We start from the raw sequence: 23,731 nt of genomic DNA, 5'->3' as shown, positions 1-23,731 counted from the left end.
GGTGGGTGCGGCACCATTATGTGACGCATGACAGCAATGCCCTCTCCGGCGATCGGTGGAGCCTTCGGCAGGGCGCGGATCGCGGCGGGGGTGCCCGAGCGGCGGCCCGATTCCGGCTTGAACGATGTTCCGACGAGTCCAGCGCTGTCATCCGGGTACCCTCACCTTCTTCGAAAGGCTCCTCATGAGCGATATCAAGGCACTTCTCGCCCAGCGTGCCGAACTGGACCGTCTGATCGAGGAACTCCAGTCCGGCGATCTGAAGGAACGTGAGAACACCCTCGGTGACATCCTCGCGGCCGTCGCCAAGTGGGCGACCGGTCAAGGCCACGAGGCACTCAGGAGGGACCTCAAGAACTGGGAGTACGTCACCTTCGCCGGCATCGAGGTCGGCGTCGGTCACGACGGCGGCGAGCGCTGGGGCCTGCCGCCCAACTCGGTCACCGTGATGGACTCCGTCAGCGGGACCGACGTGGAGTTCGGGACCACACCTCCGCCGATCCAGGCGGTCATCGGCCTCCTGGAGGGCCTGCTGGCCACGCGCTAGTCCTGTCTTCACGCATGCCGGTGCGGGAACCTCGGTCCCTCACGCGGAGCCCGGTCGCGCGGCTTGCCGGGACCCTCACGGAGTCCCGGCAAGCCGCGCGACCGGCCCTGGTCTCCCCGGAGGGTGTCCCGCGGCGGGCCGCGGCGAGGTCACGCGTCGGGGGAGGTGGCGGCGGGCGGCGGCGCTGTAGGAAGATCTGCCCAGATCTCATTCCGTGTTGGAGGCGTCATGTCGGTGTTGCGGAACCTGGTGGAGAGCATCCGGAACGGCGGGATCGAGGTGGTCGACCTGACGGCACCGTTGTCGTCGGAGACGCCGATCCTGCGACTGCCCGAGCCGTTCGGCAACACCGTCCCGTTCGCGCTCAAGGAGATCAGCCGCTACGACGACCGCGGCCCCGCCTGGTACTGGAACGACATCGTGACGGGAGAGCACACCGGCACCCATTTCGACGCCCCCGTGCACTGGGTCACCGGAAAGGACGGCGAAGACGTCTCGCAGGTTCCGGTCGACCGGCTGATCGCCCCGGCCGTGGTCCTCGACTTCGCCGCGGAGGCGGCCGGGGACGCGGACTTCCTGCTGGAGATCGCGCACGTCAAGGCGTGGGAGGAGGCCAACGGGCCGTTGCCCGAAGGCGGATGGCTGCTCTACCGCACGGGCTGGGACGCCCGCTCCCAGGACCAGGAGCGCTTCCTGAACGCGAACGAGACGGGCCCGCACACGCCCGGGGTCTCGGTCGAGTGCGCCCGCTGGCTGGCCGAGGAGACCTCGATCGCCGGACTGGGCGTGGAGACCGTGGGCACGGACGCCGGCGCCGCGCACGGCTTCGACCCGGCCTTCCCGTGTCACTCCTTCCTGCTGGGCGCGGGAAAGTACGGGCTGACCCAGCTGCGCAACCTCGACCGGCTCCCGGTGACCGGCGCGGTGGTCGTCACGTCGCCGCTGCCCATCGTGGGAGGCTCCGGCAGCCCGCTGCGGGTGCTGGCACTGGTCGAGAGATGAACGTCGCGGAGGTGGTGGGCCGGACCCTGGCCCGGCTCGGCGTGGACACCGCCTTCGGGGTGGTGGGCAGCGGCAACTTCCACGTGACCAACGCCCTGGTCGCGCACGGCGCGCGTTACGTCGCCGCGCGCCACGAGGGCGGTGCGGCGACCATGGCCGACGCCTACGCGCGTCTCAGCGGCAGGGTCGGCGTGCTCAGCGTCCACCAGGGGCCGGGGCTCACCAACGCGATGACCGGCATCGCCGAGGCCGCCAAGAGCCGTACCCCGCTCATCGTGCTGGCGGGAGAGGCGACGGAGCCCCGCTCCAACTTCTTCGTCGACCAGGCCGCGCTGGCGGAGGCGGTGGGCGCCGTCCCGCTGCGGATCTCCTCGGCGGAGACCGCCGCCGACGACACCGCCGAGGCGTTCCGCGTCGCCGGCGAAGGCCGCCGTACGGTCCTGCTCAACCTCCCGCTGGAGGTCCAGGGCCGGCACGTCCCGGACGTGCCGGGGACCTCGGTCGCGGGAGTGGCGGGTACGGGGACCTCGGGCGGGAGCGGTCCGATGGCCGTACCGGAGACCGGGGAGACCGCCCGGCTGGCGGAGATCCTCGCGGAGGCACGCCGTCCCGTCTTCGTGGCCGGGCGTGGTGCCCGCGAGGCGCGGCGCGAACTCGAGGAGCTCGCCGAGCGGGCCGGAGCGCTGCTGGCCACCTCCGCCGTGGCCAGGGGACTCTTCCGGGGCAGCCGGTGGGATCTGGACGTCAGCGGTGGTTTCGCCTCGCCGCTCACCGCCGAGCTCATCCGTGACGCCGACGTGCTGGTGGGCTGGGGGTGCGCGCTCAACATGTGGACGATGCGCCACGGCACGCTGATCGGCCGCGACACCACGGTCGTCCAGGTCGACCTGGAGGCCGCCGCGCTCGGCGCCCACCGCCCGGCCCACCTCGGCGTGACGGGTGACGTCGCCCGCGTCGCGCGGGAGGTCACCCGGCTGCTCGGCGACGACACGAGAACCGGTTACCGTTCGGCGGCGCTGGCCACCCGGATCGCCGGGGAGAACCGCTGGCGGGACGTGCCCTACACCGACGAGAGCGGTGGCGGCCGCATCGACCCCAGGACGCTGACGATCGAACTGGACGACCTGCTCCCCGCGGAACGCGTCCTCTCCATCGACTCCGGAAATTTCATGGGATATCCGTCGATGTTCCTCGACGTTCCCGACGAGCGGGGCTTCTGCTTCACGCAGGCGTTCCAGTCGGTCGGTCTCGGCCTGGCCACCGCGATCGGTGCCGCCCTGGCCCAGCCGGGCCGGCTCCCGGTGGCCGCGCTGGGCGACGGCGGCGCGCTGATGGGCGTCGCCGAACTGGAGACCGTCGTGCGGCTCGGTCTTCCGATGGTGATCGTCGTGTACGACGACGACGGCTACGGTGCCGAGGTGCACCACTTCGGGCCGGACGGCCACCCCCTGGACACGGTGACCTTCCCGCCCGTGGACATCGCCGCCATCGCCCGCGGCTTCGGCTGCGAGGCCGTCACGGTGGGGGACAGGTCCGATCTCGCCGGGGTGGCCCGCTGGCTGGACGGAGCCAGGGAGCGGCCCCTGCTGATCCACGCCCACGTCAGCCGCGCGCGGGGTTCGTGGTGGCTGGAGGAGGCGTTCCGGGGACACTGAGCCGCCTCCCTCTCCTCGCGGGTGTGGGAGGGGGGAGCGGCTGAGGTACGGTTCAGCCATGGCTGAGATCGTGTACCCCCCGGTCATCGGGGCGGCGTTGACCCTGTTCCGTGCGCTGGACCTCAAGATTCGCATCGAGGGGGCCGAGCGCATCCCGCGGACCGGCGGAGCCGTGCTGGTCAGCAACCACATCAGCTATCTCGACTTCATCTTCGCCGGTCTGGCCGCGCGCCCCTCGAAGCGCCTGGTGCGTTTCATGGCGAAGAAGGAGGTCTTCGACCACAGGATCTCCGGCCCGCTGATGCGCGGCATGCACCACATCCCGGTCGACCGCGCGGCGGGTGCCGCCGCGTTCGGCGCGGCGCTGAAGGCGCTCAGGGACGGGGAGGTCGTCGGCGTGTTCGCCGAGGCCACGATCAGCCGGTCTTTCACGATCAAGGAGATCAAGAACGGCGCGGTCCGGATGGCCGTCGGCGCCAAGGTGCCGATGATTCCGGTCTCGCTGTGGGGCACCCAGCGGCTGTGGACCAAGGGCCACCCCAAGAAGCTGTTGCAGCGGCACGTGCCGATCACGATCCAGGTCGGTGAGCCCATGCACCCCCAGCGCGGCGACGACTACGACGCCGTCACCGCCGACCTGCGCGGGCGGATGAGCGAGATGCTCGACCAGGTGCAGCGGAACTATCCGGAGATCCCGAAGGGCGTCTGGTGGCAGCCCCGCCACCTCGGCGGCACCGCTCCCACTCCCGAGGAGGCGGAGAAGCTCGACGCCGAGGAGGCGGAGGAGAGGGCGTCCCGACGCGAGTCGTGAGAACCGGTACGCGCGCGTACCGGATGCCGCGCGCCACGCCAATGCCATCGCCTATCACGACAAAGTGTGCGAACCATAAGCATCCTCTACAAGTCATGAGCAGGTAGTTCGCAAGTGGCATACCCCAGCCTGTTCCCATGAGCAACGCATTCGACGACGTGGTGAACGCCTTCCAGCCGGTGCCGACCCCCGGTCCCGGCCGCACACCGGGGCGGGTCGGCATGGCGATCCTGCTCCTCCTCTGGGTGGGGCTGGGAGTGTCGCCCTTCGTGTTCGCGGTCTCCGGCCTCAAGCTCGCGACCGGCTCCATCGGCACCCCCGGCACCCTCACGGTCGTCTCGTGCGAGGAGTTGGGCAGGGGCCGCTACGACTGCAAGGGCAGCTTCGCGCCCGACGGCGGCGGTGCCGCGATCCCGGTCGACGCCTCGCCCGACTCCACGGCCGGTGACGTCAGGCGGGCACAGCTCACCCCCGAGGGCGACCGTGCCGTCGCGACCGGCACCTCGGGCATCCTGGCCGCGCTGACCATGCCGTTCCTCGGTGTCGGGGTGTTCGCCTTCCTGCCGTACGTGCTCCTCTACGTCTTCAAGGTGCGGCGGGGCAGGCGTGCCGCGGTCGTCTTCGGCTCCGTGCTCACCGCGGTCTCGCTCGCCGGTGTCGTCGTCGGCATGGTCGCCGCCTACGCCTGACCGGCCCCTGCCGTCCCTACCTTCCGGTGTCCGCCGATCCGCCCTGCTCGGCACGCCAGACCCACCACGAGTAGGTCAGCGGGACCAGGCTCGCGACGGCCGCTCCGACGAGCACGACCGGGAACAGTGCGGGGAGCGGGAGCAGGAACGCGATGACGAGCAGGACCACGCCGAGACCGGCGAAAAGCCGGCCTGCCAGCCGGTGGGTGAGTCGCCAGGAGCGCTCGCTCTGCATCGTCCAGGGAGTGCGCACCCCCACGGCCCAGTTGCTGCGGGTCTTGGGCAGGTAGTTGCCCAGCACCAGGAAGAGCGCCCCCACCCCGGCGATGACGAACCGGACGACGGGGAGTTCGCCCCCCGTGGCGTTGACGATGCTGACCGTGTGGATGCCGGTGAGCAGGGCGAGCGAGCCGATCCAGGCCGCGGTGTAGGTGTGGGCCGAACTCGCCATGTGCCGCCGACGGGGGAGCAGGCGCGGCAGCACGACGAACATCACGCAGAGCCCCAGCATGATCAGCGGGAGCAGGCCCAGAGCCTCGATCTTGCCCGCGAACCGGTCGGCCTCACCGGAAGGACCCCAGTGCACCGGCAGCAGGGCGTCGTCGGGAATCTGGATCCAGCCCCAGATCGAGACGCCCGCCGAGACGAGCAGTGCGACGGCGCTGCCGATCAGCCCGGGACGCGGGTTCACGGTCCTGTCGTCGGTGATGTTCTCGGTCATCGATGTCCCTCTCATTCGTGGTCGTGGCGGGGGGGCGATGAGGGCTGGACGGGATCGGGTGGCCTGGCGTCTCCGATCTTGAACAGATCGAGCAGCGCGCCCAGGGACTCCTCCAGCAGGGACACGTGCAGGTGGTAGATGATCGAGGTTCCCCTGCGCTCGCCGTAGACCAGGCCGGCCTCGCGGAGCAGGCGGAGGTGGCCGGACAGGGTGGGCTTGGAAATGTCGAAATGGTCGGCGATCTCGCCCGCCGACCGGTCGCGCTGCCGTAGCAGCGCGAGAATCCGGCGGCGAGTCGGATGCGCGAGCGCCTCATAGACCCGGTTCACAGCTTGTTCCCTTTTTAGCTAATGACCGAAATATACCCTATATGGGGTAATTTGCTCACCTTTGCGCCTGGGGGCCCGAGGGGGAGTCATGGTTTGGGGTGGTATGTGAGGATTCCCCTGTTGGGGTCTCGGCGACGCCTTCCCGCGAAGCGCGGTCACGGCCGATTTGTTTGATCCGCGAAATGCCGTGACGACCTGGCGGGATATCCGGATTCAGGTGCTGAGTGGCTGTTCTGTCGGCATGGGTGGGACAGAAGCGGGCAGTCTTCCCCGCGTCCATCGACGGAGGATCACGACCGGGCAGTGGTCCTCGGTCTCGGCGGCAGGCGGAAGCACCCCTTGGACGCCGCCGCTGCTTCCAGATCAAGCCAGATGGAGGACAAGGTGACGCTAACAAACCCTGAAAGGCCCAACGAAGCCCTGTCGAGCGGAGCGGGCGGACCACAGCGGCGCATTTCGCGTCCGCTGGTCTTCGCCACCGCCGTCGTGCTGGCGGCCTCGGGCGGCGTCGGCGTGTCCGCGGCGTCGGCGGCAGCACCAGTGCCCGTCCCGACGGAATCCCCGACGGTGCTCCCGACGGCGTCCCCGACAGCGCCTCCGACGGTGTCCCCGACAGGGTCGCCTACCGCGTCCCCGACAGTGTCCCCGCCAGGGGCGGAGACGCCGACTCCCACGCCCACCGCCACCACGGCGCCGCAGGTGCCCCTGATCGCATTCCCCGGCGCGCTGCACGGCGAGTTCGTCCTGCCCGCGGAGGACGGCTGCGGCTTCACGGTGTTCGCCCAGACCGGGGAGGCGATCGCCCTGGCGGAGAACTCGATCACGGTGAGGAGCCAGGACGGCTTCGAGAGGGCGTACGCGATCAACGACTCCACCCGGACCCTCGCGGGCCGGCGGGGCAACGTGGTCAGGCAGGGCGACTGGGTGTCGGTGACCGCCACGACCCAGGGCGAGACGGCGACCGCCGCCTACGTCTTCGACCTGTCGCGGCCCAGTAAGAGGTTCTGGCGCGGTGACAGCTGGTGGCTCCCCCGGCAGTGGCGGCCGGGCGGCGGGTGGCGCACCCCCGACCCCACCCCCTGCCCCACCCCGCCCGTCGAGACCCCCACCGCTCCGCCACTCCCGACGCCCACGGACGCCCCGACGGTACCGACGGACGCTCCGACGACGCCTACGGAGACCCCGGCCGTACCCACCGCGGAGCCGACTCCCACGGTGACGGACACCCCGACCCCCACCCCCTGAGTGTCCGCCGTCGAACTCGCCGGATGAGATCCGGCCCACCGGGCCCGCGGTGTCAGGCGCGCTCAGCCGATGCGGCTGAGCGCGCTCGACCGGACCGGACGCCCACACCTTCGGCCGGAGGTCTCCGGTGATTCTCCGGTGACGGCCAGGTCGCGGCGGCTTTACGCCCCGGGCCGTACACCGGATCATTCTTCCAGCGACGTTAACGGTGGGTAACGATCCCTTGTCGTTGACATGATCTAGATCACGCGGCTACGGTTACATCCCGACCGGTTGGAACTGAAGTCGCGTAGTGGAGAACGCTCCGCGACCCAACGTCTCCGCGGATCACGCGGCAGACGCACACGTCCTTCTCTCTCCCCCAGCGAGTCGTTCTTCAGGAGCGCCATGCGATCTCTTCGGCGTTGTACACGGCAGGTACGTCTACTGTCAGTCCTGTCCATGGCGGTCATCACGTTGACCGCGTGTTCGAGTTCGGCGGGGACCAGTTCCGGTCAGGCGGCCGGCGGTTCCGCCTCCGGCGCGCACCCGCTGAGAGTGGTGCTCCCGGCGGAGCCGGCCACCTTCAACCCGGCGCTCGCGCTCTACAGCACCCTGCGCATCGTGGGTCCGGTATTCGACCCGTTGGTCGGTTTCGACAAGGAGACGCTGGAGCCGAACGACTCCGGCCTGCTCACCTCCTGGGAACGGGTCTCGCCGACCGAGTGGCGATTCAAGGTCCGGGAGGGGGTGAAGTTCCACAATGGCGAGGAGTGGAACGCTACAGCGGCCGCTTTCACCATCGAAAAGTATCGGGACGAGCCGAAAAGCGGTTTCGCCCCGTACTACGTGCGAGTCACGGACGTGAAGGCCGATTCGGACGGCTCCCTGCTGGTGACGACGAACGTTCCCTACATCGCGATGCCGAAGGTGCTGACCACCGCGATGGGCCTGCCGCCGAAGTACTACGCGGAGGTGACCGGAGACAATTTCGGGAACAAGCCGGTCGGCACCGGCCCCTTCGAGTTCGATTCGCTCCAGGTCGGCCAGAAGTTCTCGGTCAAGGCGTTCAAGGGTTACTGGCAGGGGGCGCCCAAGCTGGAGGGGATCACCTACTCGTGGGCCGCGGACGCGTCCACCCGTGCCGCACTGCTGCAGAGCGGTGGCGCCGACCTGGTCTCCGATCTCCCGAACGAGCTCATCGAGGAGGTCGACAGCGCGCCCGGCACCAATGTCCTCTCCGCGCCGTCCCTCTACAAGATGGCGCTCAGCATGAACTCGAATGACGGCACGCTGAAGGATCCGAACCTTCGGAAGGCGGTGCAGGCGGCGATCGACTACGACGCCATCGTCAAGACGCTCTTCGGAGACGTCGGGGCACGGAAGTCGCCCTACTTCATCGGCGACCTGCTTCCGGAGAAGCCGGAGATCGGCTACCAGAAGTACGACCAGGCCAAGGCGAAGGAACTGGTCAGCGCCAGTGGCGGGACGCCCAAGCTCCGGTACCTGTACACGACGGGTTTCTACCCGAAGGACAAGCAGGTCGGCGAGGCGGTCTCGGCGATGCTGGAGGCGGTGGGCTTCCAGGTCGAGCAGGTCCCGATGGAGAACGCCGCGCTCCGCAAGGAGCGCAACACCGGGAACTACTCGATGTACATGGTGCAGAACTTCCCGGTCTTCGCTCACCCGGACTCGTTCATCGCCTTCTTCACCGGGAAGAACGCGGCGGTGAAGTACTGCACCGACCCGGGGGGCTACGACGCTCTCACCGCGGAGGCGCTCTCGGCGAAGGAGCAGGAGGCGAGTGACCAGGTCTACGACCGGGTCGAGAAGAAGGTGCTGGACGAGGACGCCTGCAACGCGGTGCTCTACGACCAGGTGATCTCCTACGGCATGACCGACAAGGTCAAGGGGTTCAAGTCCGCGCTCGACGCGGTCCCCTCGATGTACGACGTTACGCTTGACAGCTGATTCGGGGCACCGGGGGTTCTCCGCCGAAACGGCGGAGGACCCCCGGCGCGTAGCGGCGATCGGCCGGAACCTCTCGCCATGGAGGACCCTCTGCCCATGAATCCCCACACCTCCAGAAAGCTGTCGAGAGCGGATTCGGCCACCGTGCCCAACGGGGAGGTGGCCGCCGAAGGAGATTGGCAAACTCCCGTTCGGGGCCCGGCTGCGGGCGATCCACTGTACGACTTCGTCCCACGATCGACTGATAGATAAGTGATTGATGGGACATATGCCTTCTTGTATAAGAAATGTCTTGACCGTCCAGATCGACTTCACTACGGTGAACATACCGACCGGCCGTTATTCATACCGTGAGTTTGAGATCACCGACCTGAGCCGGAGTGGCGATTCCATGTCCGTCGGGAGGCCGTCGGAAGTCGGTGCCCGCGCTCACCATCGGGTTCTCACCTCCTCGGAGAACCGTTTTCTGTCACAGGCGCTGTCCGTCAAGGGAGGTCCGGATGACTGAGGAACGACGCGTACTCGACGTCGACCGCCTGTCCGTCGTGCACCGCGCTCGGGGCCGCAGAAGCCATCCCGTCGTCGCGGTCGACGACGTCTCGCTCGGCGTCGGCGCCGGCGAGATCGTCGGAGTCGTCGGCGAGTCGGGATCGGGAAAGACCTCGCTGGCGATGGCCGTCGCCGGTCTGGGGAAGATCTCCACCGGTAAGGTCACGGTCTCCGGCGCCGAGGTCGGCAAGCGGCTCTCGCGGAGCGCCAGGGCTGAGATCCAGGTGATCCTGCAGGATCCCCACGGCTCTCTCGACCCCCGCCAGAGCGTGCGTCGTGGGCTGCGGGAGCTACGCGGCATCCATGCCGAGCGGACCGCCTGGGTGACGGACGAGGAACTGCTCGCCAAGGTCGGGTTGACCGCCGACCTGCTCGACAGGCTGCCCCATCAGATGAGCGGTGGCCAGGCGCAGCGAGTCTCGATCGCCCGCGCCCTGCTGCTCCGCCCGAGCCTGCTGCTCGCCGACGAACCGACGTCGGCTCTCGACGTGTCGGTCCAGGCGCAGATCCTCCGGCTGCTCCTGGAACTGCGCCGTACCGAGGGACTGGCGATCCTGTTCATCAGTCACGATCTCGCCGTGGTGCGCGCCGTCTGCGATCAGGTGCACGTGATGCTGCGCGGCCAGGTCGTCGAGCACGGAGTCACCGCGGAGGTCTTCGACCGTCCCGCGCACGAGTACACCCGCAGGCTACTGGCGGCGATCCCCGGCAGGCAGACGGCGAACCCGGTGGAGCAGGCCCATGTGTCAGACGGCTCGATCCCCGGTGACGGTCATCGATCTCCCACCCCCGTCCTTTGAGAGGCCGACGTGATTAGGTTCCTCGCGGGCAAGGCGGTGCAGGGTATCGCCACCCTGATCATCGCGGTGTCCGTCGCCTTCTTCCTCGCCCGTGGTACCGGCAACCCGGTGAGGGAGATGCTCGGTGATCTCGCCAGCGCCGAGCAGGTCGCCCAGCTCAACGCCCAGCTTGGTCTCGACCGGCCGCTCTCCGTCCAGTACCTCCACTTTCTGGGGGACCTCGTGACCGGGAACCTGGGCGACTCGCTCCGATACGGATCCAGCAACCTGGAGCTCATCCAGAGTCGGCTGCCGGCGTCGATCCAACTGGCGGCGGCCGCGATGTTCATCGCCGTGCTCTTCGGCGTGCCCCTGGGCATCTGGGCCGCGCTGCGGGAGGGTCGGCTGGCGGACCGGCTGGCCTCGGCCGTGGCGCTGGCAGGCCAGTCGATCCCGCTGTTCTGGCTCGGCCTGATGCTGATCCTGCTGTTCGCGGTGGGACTCGGCTGGCTGCCCGCCGGGCAGTCCACCGGGTTCAGCTCGCTGATCCTGCCCGCCGTGACACTGTCCACGTTACCGATGGCACAGATCGCGCGTCTCACCAGATCGAGCATGTCCGAGGTACTGGGCGAGGCGTTTCTCTCCGCGGCCCAGGCCCGTGGCATCCCCCGCTGGCGGATCGTGCTGATCCACGCCCTCCAGAACGCCTCGCTCCCGGTGATCACGATCATCGCCCTTCAGGCGGGAACCCTGCTCTCCGGGGCGATCACGGTCGAGTTCGTCTTCGCCTGGCCCGGACTCGGCACCCTTGCCACCCAGGCGGTTCAGACGAGGGACTTCTCCCTGATCCAGGCGATCGTGGTCTTTGGAGCCGCGGTGTTCGTGGTCGTGAACCTGATCGTCGACCTCCTCTACGGCGTCCTGGACCCGCGAATTCGGGACGGTGTCGCATGACCACGATCAACACGATCCAGAAGTCCCCGCGGCCGGTGCGGAAGCCCCCGGCGGTGCGGGCCCGCGGTACCGGCTCGGTGCTGGCCTTCGGGCTGCCGTTGGCGGTGATCGGTCTCATCTGCCTCGCCGCACCGCTGCTGCCGCTGCCGGACCCGGCACTGCAGACGCTCGGAGACGCGCTCCAGCCACCGGTCTGGATGGACGGCGGCAACTGGTCGCATCCGCTGGGCACCGATCACCTCGGGCGTGACGTCCTGTCCCGGATCGTCCATGGCGGCCAGCTCACCTTCGTCATCGCGATCGTCGGCATGCTGGCCGGGGCCATCCCCGGCACGCTGGCCGGACTGGTGAGCGGGTTCTACCGGGGAGCGGCCGACGCGGTGATCTCCCGGTTCGTCGAGGCGCAGCTCGCCCTGCCGTTCATCCTGCTGGCCATCGCGATCATCGCCAGCCGCGGACGTTCTCTCGCCGTGCTGATCCTCGTACTGGCTCTGATCGGCTGGGCGCAGTACGCCCGGGTGGTCCGCGCCGAGACGCTGTCGCTACGGGAGCGTCCGTTCGTACTCGGCCTGCGCTGCGCCGGTGTGCCGACCCTGCGGATCCTGCTCAGGCACATGCTGCCCAATCTCGCCGGCACCGTTCTCGTCCTCACCACCCTGCAGATAGGAACGGTGATCCTGGCGGAGAGCGCGCTCAGCTTCCTGGGACTCGGAGTGGTGTCACCGCAGATCAGCTGGGGCGCGATGCTCGCGGACGGGCGCGACCAGCTCTCGCACGCCTGGTGGGTCGCGGCCTTCCCCGGCCTGGCGATCACGATCGTCGTACTGCTGGTGAACCTGCTCGGTGACGCCATGCGCTCCTGGCTCGACCCGAAGAAGCGGAGGTACTGACATGGGTACGGTGCTCGAACTCCGTAATCTCACCATTGAGGCGGCGACCGCCCGGGGCACGCAGGTGCTGGTGGACGCCGTGGACCTGACCCTCGAAGGAGGAGAGATCCTCGGTCTCATCGGGGAGTCGGGCAGCGGCAAGACCACCACGGTGCGGAGCGTCCTGGGCTTGCTGGACCGCAATGTCTCGGTGGCCTCAGGCGAGGTCGTCGTGCTGGGCGAGCAGGTCCAGGCGCCGGGAAGGCAGAACGTCGACAGGGTCCGCGGACGTCATGTCGGAATGGTCTTCCAGGGGGCGTCGTCCTCGCTCAACCCCCTGATGAGGGTACGGCGCCAGCTCCGTGAGGTGGTCCGCACCCACCTGCCGAAGCTCTCCGCCGAGGAGCGGGACACGCGGATCGCTCATGTGATCAGCCGGATGGGCTTCACCGAGGTGGATCGGGTGCTCGATTCCTTCCCCCATCAGCTCTCCGGGGGAATGCGCCAGCGGATCGCCATCGCACTCGCGGTGGTCACGGAGCCGGAGGTGCTGATCACCGACGAGTGCACCTCGGCGCTGGATGTGACCACCCAGGCGGAGGTCGTCGACCTGCTCGGCTCGCTGACGGCCGGGTCCGGGATGGGCACGGTGTTCGTGACCCACGACCTCATGCTGGCGAGCGAGATCTGCGACCGGATAGCGGTGATGTACGCCGGTCAGATCGTGGAGATGGGCACGGCGAAGGACGTCGTCCACCGTCCCCGGCACCCCTACACCCGGGCCCTGCTGGCGGCCATCCCGAGCTGGGACGGCGGCGAGATCAAGGCGATCGACGGGGCCGCTCCCAGGATCACCGAGGACTGGACGGGATGCCGATTCGCCCCGCGCTGCCCCCGCGCCGAGCAGATCTGCACGACCGGCCAGGTCCCGTGGGTCGAGGTCCCGGGGGGTGACCACGCGCGATGTCACTTCGCGCTGGAGAACGACCGGGGCGAGGCGTTCCTGCCCGCCTCGTCCCAGGCATGAACGCCTCGACCGCGCCCGAGGACCGGCCCGAGGACCGGCCCGAGAGTCGGCCCGAGAGCCGGTTCGTCGCGTCGGTGGTCGACGGCCCGGTGGCGACGGTGACCTGGTCCCGGCCCGAGCGGCGCAACGCCATCGGGCAGGAGGTCTGCGACGAACTGGTCGCCGCCCTCGAATGGCTGGCGCCCCGGCCGGAGATCGGTGTCGTGGTACTCCGGGCCGCCGGCCGGCCGTTCTGCGCCGGATGGGACGTCACCGACTTCGAGCGGCTGGCCGGTGCCGACCCCGAGGCGCTGGCGTCGTTCTTCCGGCATGGCCGACGGCTGCTCGCGGCGATCAGCGCGCTGCCGCAGGTGACCGTGGCCGCTCCGGCGGGCCTGGTGCTCGGATTCGGCTGCGCCCTGCTGGCCCGCTGCGACCTGGTGATAGCGGCGGACGACAGCCGTTTCGGGCTCCCGGAGATCAGACTCGGCATGCCGCCCGCCACCGTGCTCCCGGAACTGCTCTCCGTCATGACGCGCCGCGCGGCGCTGGAGTGGGCGGTGACCGGGGAGCGGTTCGACGCGCGCCGGGCGATGGCGGACGGGCTGGTGACCTCGGTCGTCCCGGCCGCGGACCACGACGAGGAGACTGCGCGGGTCGTCGGCCTGCTCTCCGGTCATCCGGACGGGGCGGTACGCGCCACCAAGGAACTCGTGGGGCGTCTCGCCGCGGCCGACGAGGGGGAGCGGGTGGCGCTCGGGGTCGAATCGGCCCTGCGCCGCTTCGCCGGCCAGGCGCCCGCATGACACAGGCAGACGAGGAGGAACGACGATGACCGAGACGAGACCCACCCGTCGCATCCGGGTCGGGATGTCACTCTCCGCGCACTACACGCCCGAGGCATCGGTCCGCGAGGGGCTGCGCGACACGATGGAGCAGGTGGCGCTGGCCGAGGAGATGGGCCTCGACACCATCCTGCTCGGGCACCACTACCTGACCCGCTCGCAGTTCCTGCAACCACTGTCGACGGTGGCCTACCTGGCCGCGCGCACCGAGCGGATCCGGCTGGGATTCGGCGTCTACCTGCTGCCGCTGCACAACCCGCTGGCGCTCGCCGAGGAGTTCGCGACCATCGACCAGCTCTCCGGAGGGCGCCTGATCCTCGGACTCGGCGCGGGCTACCGCAGCGTGGAGTTCCGCGCGTTCGGGATCCCCATGGAGGAGCGGTTCAAACGAATGGAGGAGTACGTCGAGATCCTCCGAGCCCTGTGGTCGGGGGAGCCGGTCACCAAGTCGGGCTCCTTCGGCGAACTGGACGGCGCGCGGGTGCTGCTGAAGCCGGTCGACCCCTCGGGGCCGCCGCTCTGGCTGGGGGCCTTCGGCCCGGTGGGCATGCGCCGGGTGGCCAGACTCGACGCGGCCTGGGCCGTCGCCCCCAACGGAACGGTCGAGGAGGTGGCCGAGCGGATGGCGATGTTCCGGGAGGCCCTGGTCCGGCACGGGCGCTCCCTGGACCGTGACTACCCGCTGCTGCGAGAGGGCTGTGTCGCCCCGACCCGACAGGCCGCCGTCGAGGCGGCCGGTGTCTTCCTCGCGGAGCAGTACGAGAACTACCGCGGCTGGAAGCACGGTGCCTCGCTGGACGACCTGATCAGCGGTCATGCCGTGATCGGTTCACCCGAGGACGTCATCGAGAGGCTGAGCCGCTACGCGGAGATCGGCTACACCGACGTGGTGCTCCGGCTGCAGTGGACCGGGATGCCCCAGGCCGACGTGCTGCGCTCGATCCGGCTGCTCGGCGAGGAGGTCATCCCCGCGCTGGCGGAGGTGCCGGTCGGAGAAACCTCCGAAGTCCCCCGGAAATCGATAGGAGAGGTCCGAATTTAATGACCGCGATGAACTTTGGGCGACTGGTCGATCTTCAGAGGGTACGCAGGGAGACGGAGCCCGCGCTCATCACCGACGAGGACGTCTGGACGTACGGGCGTCTCGCCGATTCGGTCCACGCCACCGCCGCGTTCCTCGCCGAACGCGGTGTCGGGAAGGGCGACCGGGTCGCCGTGCTCGGCATGAACTCGCCGGAGTACGTCTGCGCGGTGCTGGCCGTCTACCGGCTCGGGGCCATCGCGGTACCGCTGAACTACCGGCTCCAGCGGGTGGAACTCGAGTTCCTGGTCCGCGACTCGGGAGCGGTCGCGGTGATCTGCGAGAGCGAGTTCGCGGAGGTCATGCACGAGATCTGCGAGGACCTGCGCCTGCGGGCACTGGTGCGGCTCGACGGTGACGGCTGCGGCTCTCCCGGATGGTCGCTCCTCTCCCAGGTGCTGACGGACTACTCGGGCCGGGAGGTCCCGCCGGCGGAGGTCGTCTTCGACGATCCGCAACGGATCATGTACACCTCGGGGACCACCAGCAGGCCGAAGGGTGTGATCATCACGCACGGCATGGCCGCGTTGAACGTCCTCGCCCAGACGAGCGAGCTCGGCCTCTCCTCGGCGGACCGGCTTCTCGTCTCGTCCCCGCTGTACCACGTCGCGGCCTGGGACTCACCAGGCGTCGGGGCGCTCTTCAACGGCGGGGCGCTGGTGATAATGCGAAAGTTCGACGCGCCGCTGGCACTCAGGCTGATCGAGGAGCACCAGGTCACCGGTGGTATCTTCGTGCAGGCGATTCTGCACAGCCTGCGGTCGGCCTCGGACGGCTCCCGGGACCTCTCCTCGCTCAAGTGGATCATCTTCGGCGCGGCCGCCGGAGAGCTGTACCGCGAGGTCCGGGAGATGTTGCCGACGACCCGCCTGGTCCAGGCCTACGGCATGACGGAGGCGTGCAGCGCCATCGCCTACATGGACGCCGCACACGTCGTGTCGAAGCGTGGTTCCGTCGGCACGGCCGTGCCCTTCGTGGAGTATCGGGTGGTCGATGAGGACGAGAACGACGCCGGGCCGGGTGTCCAGGGTGAGGTGGTGCTCCGCGGGCCGAAGGTGACGCCCGGCTACTGGGGTGACGAGGAATTGACCGCGCAGGCGTGGCGGGGTGGCTGGTTCCACACGGGTGATGTCGGGATGGTGGACGAGGACGGTTTCCTGCACATCACGGATCGGCTCAAGGACATGATCCGTTCCGGAGGGGAGAACGTCGCGAGCCAGGAGATCGAGCGGGTGATCTACACTCATCCTCTTGTGTCCGAGACGGCGGTGATCGGTGTGCCGGATCCGCGCTGGCAGGAGGTGCCGAAGGCGTACGTCGTGCTGAAGGCCGGCGCGATGCTGGCGGAGGACGATCTGATCGGCTACTGCCGTGAACGTCTGGCATCCTTCAAAACGCCGAAATCCGTGGCTTTCGTGGACAGGCTTCCTCGCAATCCCTCGGGAAAGGTGCTCAAGCGGGTGTTACGGGAATCCTCGGAGAAAACCGATTCGATGCTCCTCTCCTGACCTCGCGCACCGTGACGGCGAACGCCCTACCCTGTGTGGCAGATAACCACCGGAAAACCGTTCTAGGTAAGGGGGACGAGAACCATGGCACGTACCGCATCACGAGGTGGCCCCCGGGGCACCTATTCTCCCGCGGAGACGCGGCGGGCGCTGCTGGCGAGTGCACTGAAGCTGTTCGAGGTCGGCGGTTACCACGCGACGTCCGTCGAGGACATCGTGAAGGAGGCCAACCTGACCAAGGGAGCCTTGTATCATCACTTCTCCGGTAAGGAGGAGATCCTTCAGCAGATACAGGAGGAATACATCGATGACCGGCTCCGGAACTGCCGTCGCATTCTAGAGTCGTTCGAGGCCCCGGCTGAACGGTTGCGGCAGCTCATCCTTGAGTCATTGGTCGCCATCGACCAGTTCCGGGCCCATGTCACCGTGTTTACTCAGGAGCGTCGCTTCCTTACCGAGGAGCGCTTCGCCGCGATTAAGAAAAAGCGCGACGAGCTCGATGCGATGTACGAGTCGGTGATCCGCCAAGGTATCGAGGAAGGGGTCTTCAATCCGGCCCTGCAACCGCGTATCGCCAGCTTCGGAGTCCTTGGCATGCTGACCTCGGCGTACAACTGGTACCGTCCGGACGGTCTGCTGGCCGTCTCCGAAGTGGCCGACCAGCTCTCCGAGCTGGTTCTGGAGGGGCTGACCTCGTCGGCGAGCGGGACTTCTTCCAGGCAATAACGTCCCGACCGGTCGGTGTGAGAAAACGGGCACCTCGTGTGCCCGGTTGCTCACCGGGCCGGGGATATCCGTCGGGGGCGGAGGGCCCGGAGGCGCGCTCGGGTGACCGCGCCTCTGAGGACGCCCCGTGGTGCTGCTGACCTCGGCGTTGACGCCGTTCGGTGAGGCCGTGGACGGCCCGCGAACGCCGGTGCCGTCCGCCGGGGAAGCGCCGGGAGCCTGAATATCCGGACCTTGACGATCTCAGTTCGATACCCGTACCATACCTACTGGTCGGAATGTAACGAGGGGGTTGAAGCATGAAATTCGGTGTGATGAATCTGTTTCCGGCCGAGGGTGACGGAGACGACGCGCAGGTGCTGCGAGACACCATCGAAGAGATCCAGATCGCCGACGAGCTGGGATTCGACTCGTGCTGGCTGGCGGAGCACCATTTCTCGCGCTACGGGATCCTCGGTAATCCGCTGATGCTGGGCACGGCGATCGCCGAACGGACGCGCAACATCACCATCGGCACCGCAGTGGTCGTCGTCCCACTGCACGACCCGCTTCGCATCGCCGAGGACGCCGCGCTGCTCGACATCCTGTCCGGCGGCCGCCTCGTGCTCGGCATCGGACGCGGCTACCAGCCGGGCGAGTTCCGGGGCTTCGGCAAGGACCGCAATGCCAACAAGGAGCTGTACGCGGAGATCGTCGACATCCTGAAGCTGGCGTGGACCCAGGAGAACTGGTCGTACGAGGGCAAGCACTTCCAGTACAGCGACATGAACATCTTTCCGAAGCCCGTGACTCCGGGAGGGCCGCCGATCCTGCACGGCACGTCGTCACCGGAGACCTTCCGGCAGCGCGGGCTCGCCGGCGACCACATCATCGTGTCGTCCAGCTTCACGCCCATGCAGCGGATCAAGGACAACTACGACTCCTACCGCGAGGCGCTCGTCGAAGGCGGGCACGAGAGCAGCGGTTTCGACCTCCCCTTCATGCAGCAGGTGTGGGTCGGCGGGAGTGCGGACGGCCTGCAGGCGGCGGCAGGGGCCGCGCTGAACTACTACCGCAGCGTCGGCAAGGTGATTCCCGGCTCCGACGAGGCGATCGAGTCGGAGCGGGCGTACTACGACAAGGTCCAGCGGAACATCGGTCTGCTCACCGTGGAGAAGACCCTGACCCACGGCGGCACCTTCGGTTCGGTGGACCGGGTGGTCGACACTCTCGGCCGGATCCGGGACGAACTGGGTGTCACCCACTACATCGGCTGGTTCCACATTCCCTCACTTGACCGCAAGCGTGCCATCGAGTCGATGGAGACCTTCGCCGCGAAGGTGATTCCCCAGCTCACCTCGGTCTGACGCGAGCGCGACGGGCCGGCCCATTCCCAGCTCCTGGAGAGTTTGATGAAGAAGAGCGAGTACGAACTCCTGGCCTCCCAGTGGGACGCCGAAGGCATGGCGATCGACGAGAAGGCCATCGAGAACTCGGTGCTGTACGAGAAGGACCCGGAGAAGTCGGTCGCCTACATCATCTTCAATGTCCCGGAGAAGCTGAACGGCATCCCGGTGGCGGCTTTCGAGAGGGTCGGCGACCTGATCCGGGAGGCCGAGATGGACGATGACGTGAAGACGATCGTCTTCAAGGGCAACGGTGACTGCTTCGGCTCCGGTGCGGACGCCGCCGAGCTGGGCTACTACATCGGCTACGGCAAGAACAAGAAGGGCGAGCGGGCGGGGCGTCCGGCGCAGCGCCAGCGCATTCTTCCGGATCGGAACCTTCTCTCCGAGAGTCTCGGAAACAGGGTCACGAACTGTCTGAAGGCGACGATCTGCCAGGTGCACGGTTACTGCTACGGCGGCCACATGAAGATCGCGCTGGGTGCCGACATGATCGTCGCCTCGCCGGACGCCCAGTTCACCCATCCGGCCTTCCGCTACCTCGGCTCCGCCCCGCAGGACATGTACCTGTGGATCGAGAACCTGGGGCTGAAGAAGATGAAGGAGATCATGCTGACGATGCGGCCCCTCAGCGCGGAGGAGGGGGAGCGCATCGGCTTCGTCAACCAGGTGGTGCCCAGAGAGGAACTGGACGCCGCCGTCGACGAGTACGTCACGGCCATCTCGTTCATGCCGCTGGACGGCCTGATGATCGGCAAGTCGATGATGCGCATCGCCATGGAGGCGCGCGGCAAGGGCGTCGGCGAGGTGGGCAACTGGATCGGGCACGCTTGGGCCACGAACCTTTCGCTGGCGGAGGGCGAGTACAACTTCGTCAAGGAGCGGCGGGACAAGGGCCTCGCCCAGGCGCTCAGGGACCGGGACGCCGCGGTCGCACCGAGGTTCCGGCTCGGAGGAAAGCTCGGCTGACGTTCACTATCGAGGGAGAGTTGCCGATGGTCGGCGAGATCCACCACGTCGCGATCAGCGTCCGTGATCTTGAGAAGTCCATCCCGTTCTATCGCGACGGGCTCGGGCTGCGGATGACCCTGGACATGCGGGTGGGCAACGAGACGATGCACGAGCGGCTGCGCACACCCCCCGGTGCCGGCGGCAGGGCGGTGTACTTCCAGGGGCCGACACGGATCGGGCAGCTGGAGCTGATCCAGTGGGACCTGCCGGTGCCGGCGGACTCCCGCCCCAAGCGGCCGGGCGACCCGGGCGTCTTCTCGTTGTCCTTCCAGGTTCCGGCCGACGAGATCCAGGACGTGTACGACCGGCTGGTCGGCATGGGGGTGGACTGCTACCACCCTCCGGCGACCAGCGTCCTGGACAACTACGGCCCGATCACGATGTTCATGTGCGAGGACCCGGATCAGATCCAGGTCGAGTTCGTCAGCCTGCCCACCCCGGAGCAGGTCCGTGCCTTCAGGGCCGCACGGCGAGCGGAAGCGGCGTCAGCAGACACGCCGGAACAGGAGCGATAATGAAGTTCGGCATCTTGGCGTCGCACCAGTACCTGCCGGAGGACGACCTTCGCCGGCGGCTCTACGAGCTGTGGGACCTGACCGAGCTGGCCGCCGAGCAGGGGTTCGACTCGATCTTCGCCATCAACCACTTTCTCGCGAACCTGCAGACACCGCAGACCATCTCGGTCGTCGCGAAACTGATCCAGCACTCCGGCAACATGACCGTCGGAACCAGTCTGGTGATCCTTCCCGCCTACCACGCCGTTCACATCGCGGAGGAGTTCGCGACCCTCGACCACATGGCCGACGGCAGGCTGGTCCTGGGGGTGGGGGCGGGCTATCGGAACAACGAGTTCGCCGCCATGAACATCGACAAGCCCAACCGGTTCCGGAAGATGCACGAGCAGATCCGGCTGATCCGCGCGCTGTGGACCGGCGAGAAGGTGGACTTCGACGGTGAGTTCTACAGCGTGCACGACACCATCTGTGTGAAGCCGTTGCAGCGGGGAGGTCCACCGATCTGGATCGGGGCCGGAGGCCCGATCTCCGTGCGGAAGGCCGCCGAGCTGGGCGACGCCTGGATCATTCCGGGTAACTCGCCGAAGCCCGACTGGCACGTGCAGGCCATGGCCAACCACGACGACGCACTGGCCAAGGCCGGCAAGTCACGTGAAGGTCGCGAGTATCCGATGATCGTGAACGTGTTCTGTGCTCCCACCACACAGCTGGCCAGGGACACCGTGCGGCCGAACGTCGAGCGGGAGTACTTCAACTACGCCGAGTACCCGCAGCTCGCCTTCCAGAAGGACAGGTTCGAGTACATGTGGGAGAACCTGTTCATCGTGGGTGACCCCGACTTCGTGGCCCAGCGCATCTCGCGCCTGGAGGAGGCCGGGGTGAACCACATCATCGCCCGGCCGTACTGGCTCGGGACGTCGCACGAGCGGACCGTCGAGTCCATCAAGCTGTTCGCGAAAGAGGTCATGCCGCGGTTCGCCGGGCCGGCCGGCGTCTGACGGTGCCTCGCAGCACGGAGACCACGTTCGCCATGGCCGCCCACCCGGTCGGCGCGGCTCTCGTCGCCCTGGGTTTCCCGCCTGCGGAACGACGGAGCCGCGCGACCCGGTCAGCCCCGGCGAGCGGGGAACCTCTCCCGGACGTTCTCTCCGACCGGAATGGCATACCGACCGGACGGTACTAAAATGGGAAATCCACTGACTCGAAGGAGGAGCGGAATGAGTGCTGGCAAGGATGCGCCCGGCGGCCCCGAGCGGCCGAACGCGGCGCTGACGCGTGACCTCGGCGGTTTCTTCGCGCCGCGGCGGGTGGCGTTGATCGGTGCGAGCGAGTCCTCCGGCTGGACCCGGCTCGTTCTCGCGGGCACGGACCTCTCGGCGGGACTCGACGACGTCGTCCTGGTGAATCCGCGACGTGGCACGGTGCACGGGCGACGGGCCGTGCCGAGCCTGGACGCGCTGGACGCGCCGGTCGACCTCGCCTTCGTCATGGTCGGGCCGGACCACGTGGCGGACGTCGTCGAGCAGGCACTGGCGGCCGGTACCAGGGACTTCGTCGTGCTCTCGGCCGGTCTCGGCGAGGCGGGTCCCAGAGGCGAGGAACGACAGCGACGTCTGGTGGAGCTCTGCGCGGCCGGGGGCGCCCGGTTGCTCGGCCCGAACGTCAGCGGGTTCGTGAACGCCACGGACGGGGTGCGGCTGTTCGGCCTGCCGGTTCCGGACGGGCTGCCGGCCGGCCGGGTGGGCGTCGTCATGCAGTCCGGAGGGTTGGCCACCCACGTGCTCGGCCTGGCGCGGAGCTGGGGAACGGGCCTGAGCCTGCTCGTCACCACCGGGAACGAGGCGGTGATCACCGCCACCGACGCGATCGGCCACCTCGTCGACGACGAGGCCACGGATGTCATCGCAGTGTTCCTGGAGTCGGTGCGCGACCCCGTGGCGTTCAGGGCGACCGCGCTGCGGGCGGCGGAGCGGGGCAAGCCGATCGTCGCCCTGCACGTCGGCAGCTCGTCACTGGGACGCGAGGCGGCCCTGTCGCACACCGGTGCCCTGGTGGGCGACCACGCCTCCACGGTGGCGGCCCTGGAGGACCTGGGTGTCGTCCCGGTGCGTTCGATAGAGGATCTGGTGGCGACGGCGGCGCTGCTCGGCCGCCATCCCCGGGGGCTGCGCGGACGCAGGCTCGCCGTCGTCGCCGCGTCGGGGGGAGCGTGCGAACTGATCGCCGACGCGGCCGAGCCGCTGGACTTCACGCTGCCTCCCTTCGCCGGTCCCCTGGCCAAGGCGCTGGTCGAGGAGATGCCCGCCTTCGCCGACGTCCAGAACCCCCTGGATGTGACGGGGTTCGTGGTCAAGGCGGCGGACCTTCCCTTCACCGCGACACGACTGGTGGCGGAGCACGGCTCCGACGACTACGACGTGACGATCCTGCAGTCCGTGGTGCTGCCGGCGGCGCCCGGACCGGACGAGGACGTGGTTCGGGCCCGGTTCGGGCGGCTCGCCCAGGCGATCAGGGACAGTCCGGTGCCGGTGGTGCTCCAGACCGGCGCGGTCTTCGCGTTGAGCCCGTTCGCGCTGGAGATCGTCCGGGAGAACGACCTGGTCATCCTGCCCGGGATCGCAGCGGGGATGAACGCGCTCGACGGGTCCGCCAGATATGCCGAGCTGCTGCCGCGCGCGCTGCGAGACCGGAGCCCCGTCGCGCCGGTGACCGGCGGCACTGTGAGCGGCACTGTGAGCGGCACTGTGAGCGGCACTGTGAGCGGCACCGTGAGCGGTGCCGCCGCTTCCGAGCTGGAGAGACTCCTGGTCGAGTGCGGGGTGCCGGTACCTCCCAGCCGCCTGGCCCGTACGGCCGACGAGGCCGCGGAGGCGGCCGCCGAGCTGGGCTTCCCCGTGGTGCTCAAGGTGATCAGTGAGGACGTGCCCCACAAATCCGATGTGGGGGGTGTGGTGCTCGATCTCCGCGATCCCGACGCGGTGCGGAGCGCCTTCGAGAAGATGCTGGCCGAGGTGGCGAGCCGGCTGCCCGACGCGGTGCTGGACGGGGCGCTGGTCGCCCCGATGCGTCCGGCGGGTGTGGAACTGCTGGTCAGCGTGATCAACGATCCGAACTGGGGCCCGCTGCTGACCGTGGGGTCCGGAGGGGTGCTGACCGAGTTGCTGGAGGATGTCGTGGTCAGGCCGCTTCCGGTGCCTGAGCGGGACATCCCGGGTCTGCTGTCGGAGCTGCGCGTCTCGCGGCTGCTCGGCGGTTTTCGCGGTTCGGCGCCCGCCGACCTGGCAAGGGTGGCGGCCGCCGTCCACGGGGTGCAGCGGCTCGCGACCACCCTCGGCCCCGAGCTGCGCGCCGTCGAGGTGAACCCGCTGTGGGTTCACGGAGACCGGGTGGAGGCGCTGGACCTGCTGGTCGACTGGGCCCCCCGGCCGGAGGCGGAGAAGGTGGACAGCGAGTCCGGCACACAGTAATATTCCGACTAGTCGGTATTAAAAAGGAGTGGCGTCGGAAGCGGACCGTGGCTCACCCGAGGTGTCGGAGGGCCCATGGGCGGCGGA

General features: G+C 68.5%; 22 protein-coding genes. 20 read left to right on the top strand and 2 right to left on the bottom strand.

Annotation, left to right across the window (positions count from 1 at the left end):
- The first annotated feature begins 184 nt into the window (after positions 1–184).
- The 5 genes from ACFQVD_RS15865 to ACFQVD_RS15845 all read left to right on the top strand — a co-directional run bounded on the left by ACFQVD_RS15865 (position 185) and on the right by ACFQVD_RS15845 (position 4,704).
- On the top strand, positions 185–547 hold the full coding sequence (locus tag ACFQVD_RS15865) for a hypothetical protein (RefSeq protein WP_343963775.1): 363 nt from the start codon (positions 185–187) through the stop codon (positions 545–547).
- A gap of 228 nt (positions 548–775) precedes the next feature.
- Positions 776–1,549, top strand: coding sequence for a cyclase family protein (locus ACFQVD_RS15860; protein ID WP_343963778.1), 774 nt, complete (start codon positions 776–778; stop codon positions 1,547–1,549).
- Positions 1,546–3,204, top strand: a complete 1,659-nt coding sequence (locus ACFQVD_RS15855; protein ID WP_343963780.1) for a thiamine pyrophosphate-binding protein — start codon at positions 1,546–1,548, stop codon at positions 3,202–3,204. The genes ACFQVD_RS15860 and ACFQVD_RS15855 overlap by 4 nt, the downstream gene beginning before the upstream one ends.
- A 58-nt stretch (positions 3,205–3,262) precedes the next feature.
- Positions 3,263–4,015, top strand: a complete 753-nt coding sequence (locus ACFQVD_RS15850; protein WP_343963782.1) for a lysophospholipid acyltransferase family protein — start codon at positions 3,263–3,265, stop codon at positions 4,013–4,015.
- Between the two features lie 137 nt (positions 4,016–4,152).
- Positions 4,153–4,704 (top strand): hypothetical protein, encoded by a 552-nt coding sequence (locus ACFQVD_RS15845; protein WP_343963784.1) that lies wholly within the window; start codon positions 4,153–4,155, stop codon positions 4,702–4,704.
- Positions 4,705–4,720: 16 nt separating this feature from the next.
- Here the strand turns inward: ACFQVD_RS15845 and ACFQVD_RS15840 are convergent, their stop codons facing one another.
- Positions 4,721–5,425: an SdpI family protein gene (locus ACFQVD_RS15840; protein ID WP_343963786.1), complete on the bottom strand. Its 705-nt coding sequence runs from the start codon at positions 5,423–5,425 to the stop codon at positions 4,721–4,723.
- Positions 5,426–5,436: 11 nt separating this feature from the next.
- Positions 5,437–5,754 carry an autorepressor SdpR family transcription factor gene (locus ACFQVD_RS15835; protein WP_343963788.1) on the bottom strand — a complete coding sequence of 106 codons (318 nt, stop codon included), beginning with the start codon at positions 5,752–5,754 and terminating at the stop codon, positions 5,437–5,439.
- A gap of 699 nt (positions 5,755–6,453) precedes the next feature.
- Here ACFQVD_RS15835 and ACFQVD_RS15830 point away from each other — a divergent pair.
- The 15 genes from ACFQVD_RS15830 to ACFQVD_RS15760 all read left to right on the top strand — a co-directional run bounded on the left by ACFQVD_RS15830 (position 6,454) and on the right by ACFQVD_RS15760 (position 23,644).
- Complete coding sequence (locus ACFQVD_RS15830) at positions 6,454–6,999, top strand: hypothetical protein (protein WP_343963790.1); 546 nt, start codon at positions 6,454–6,456, stop codon at positions 6,997–6,999.
- Between the two features lie 441 nt (positions 7,000–7,440).
- Complete coding sequence (locus ACFQVD_RS15825) at positions 7,441–8,949, top strand: ABC transporter substrate-binding protein (protein WP_343963792.1); 1,509 nt, start codon at positions 7,441–7,443, stop codon at positions 8,947–8,949.
- A gap of 500 nt (positions 8,950–9,449) precedes the next feature.
- Complete coding sequence (locus tag ACFQVD_RS15820) at positions 9,450–10,298, top strand: ABC transporter ATP-binding protein (protein WP_343963794.1); 849 nt, start codon at positions 9,450–9,452, stop codon at positions 10,296–10,298.
- A gap of 9 nt (positions 10,299–10,307) precedes the next feature.
- Positions 10,308–11,231, top strand: coding sequence for an ABC transporter permease (locus ACFQVD_RS15815; RefSeq protein WP_343963796.1), 924 nt, complete (start codon positions 10,308–10,310; stop codon positions 11,229–11,231).
- Positions 11,228–12,121, top strand: a complete 894-nt coding sequence (locus ACFQVD_RS15810; RefSeq protein ID WP_343963798.1) for an ABC transporter permease — start codon at positions 11,228–11,230, stop codon at positions 12,119–12,121. Before ACFQVD_RS15815 ends, ACFQVD_RS15810 begins: the two co-directional genes overlap by 4 nt.
- 1 nt (position 12,122) lies before the next feature.
- Complete coding sequence (locus ACFQVD_RS15805) at positions 12,123–13,127, top strand: ABC transporter ATP-binding protein (RefSeq protein ID WP_343963800.1); 1,005 nt, start codon at positions 12,123–12,125, stop codon at positions 13,125–13,127.
- Positions 13,124–13,912, top strand: coding sequence for an enoyl-CoA hydratase/isomerase family protein (locus ACFQVD_RS15800; RefSeq protein ID WP_343963802.1), 789 nt, complete (start codon positions 13,124–13,126; stop codon positions 13,910–13,912). Before ACFQVD_RS15805 ends, ACFQVD_RS15800 begins: the two co-directional genes overlap by 4 nt.
- A 25-nt stretch (positions 13,913–13,937) precedes the next feature.
- The gene (locus tag ACFQVD_RS15795; RefSeq protein WP_343963804.1) at positions 13,938–14,993 is read left to right on the top strand and encodes an LLM class flavin-dependent oxidoreductase; all 1,056 of its coding nucleotides are present in this window, start codon (positions 13,938–13,940) and stop codon (positions 14,991–14,993) included.
- A gap of 8 nt (positions 14,994–15,001) precedes the next feature.
- Complete coding sequence (locus ACFQVD_RS15790) at positions 15,002–16,540, top strand: acyl-CoA synthetase (RefSeq protein WP_343963806.1); 1,539 nt, start codon at positions 15,002–15,004, stop codon at positions 16,538–16,540.
- 84 nt (positions 16,541–16,624) lie between these two features.
- Positions 16,625–17,266, top strand: a complete 642-nt coding sequence (locus tag ACFQVD_RS15785; RefSeq protein ID WP_343963808.1) for a TetR/AcrR family transcriptional regulator — start codon at positions 16,625–16,627, stop codon at positions 17,264–17,266.
- Between the two features lie 299 nt (positions 17,267–17,565).
- Complete coding sequence (locus tag ACFQVD_RS15780; protein ID WP_343963810.1) at positions 17,566–18,612, top strand: LLM class flavin-dependent oxidoreductase; 1,047 nt, start codon at positions 17,566–17,568, stop codon at positions 18,610–18,612.
- 45 nt (positions 18,613–18,657) lie between these two features.
- Positions 18,658–19,620 carry an enoyl-CoA hydratase-related protein gene (locus tag ACFQVD_RS15775; protein WP_343963812.1) on the top strand — a complete coding sequence of 321 codons (963 nt, stop codon included), beginning with the start codon at positions 18,658–18,660 and terminating at the stop codon, positions 19,618–19,620.
- Positions 19,621–19,646: 26 nt separating this feature from the next.
- Positions 19,647–20,177 (top strand): VOC family protein, encoded by a 531-nt coding sequence (locus tag ACFQVD_RS15770; protein WP_343963814.1) that lies wholly within the window; start codon positions 19,647–19,649, stop codon positions 20,175–20,177.
- Positions 20,177–21,175 (top strand): LLM class flavin-dependent oxidoreductase, encoded by a 999-nt coding sequence (locus ACFQVD_RS15765; RefSeq protein ID WP_343963817.1) that lies wholly within the window; start codon positions 20,177–20,179, stop codon positions 21,173–21,175. The genes ACFQVD_RS15770 and ACFQVD_RS15765 overlap by 1 nt, the downstream gene beginning before the upstream one ends.
- Positions 21,176–21,394: 219 nt before the next feature.
- Entirely contained in the window at positions 21,395–23,644 is a 2,250-nt protein-coding gene (locus tag ACFQVD_RS15760) for an acetate--CoA ligase family protein (protein WP_343963819.1), read from the top strand.
- The last annotated feature ends 87 nt before the right edge of the window (positions 23,645–23,731 follow it).

The sequence above is a fragment of the Streptosporangium amethystogenes subsp. fukuiense genome (assembly GCF_042665875.1).
GTDB classification, from domain to species: Bacteria; Actinomycetota; Actinomycetes; order Streptosporangiales; family Streptosporangiaceae; genus Streptosporangium; species Streptosporangium fukuiense.
Note: the sequence above shows the minus strand (reverse complement) of the source record. Positions and strands in the feature narration are given on the sequence as shown.